This window comes from Telluria sp. AZSoR62, from assembly GCF_058111565.1.
Genome location: NZ_JBYTST010000391.1, coordinates 1 through 260, shown reverse-complemented (window position 1 = coordinate 260; position 260 = coordinate 1). Strand labels below are relative to the sequence as shown.

General features: G+C 60.0%; 1 protein-coding gene. It reads left to right on the top strand.

The window, feature by feature from the left end; genetic code table 11:
* Positions 1 to 260 (top strand): hypothetical protein (locus AC3XQU_RS24205; protein ID WP_489876667.1); only part of this gene is annotated, 260 nt, incomplete at both ends.

Sequence of the window (260 nt, the reverse complement as noted above, 5' to 3'; positions counted from 1 at the left end):
TGGGCGGTATGCTCGCGGCTAAGAAGGGCGCACTGGGCAAAGCCGGCACGGTTAAGGGGTCGGCGAAGGCGAAAGACGAGGCAGAACGCGCGAAGGTGGCCAGCGAGGTCAAGGCCTTATTCGATGCGACCAAGAAAGACGTCGACGCCATTCTGGCGTCCCTTGACGGGGCTGTTTCCAAGGAGTTTACCGACGGTGAGAAGACCGTCCGCGATGCGTTCACCGGCGACGTGAAAAAACGCATGGCAGGTTACAAGGAA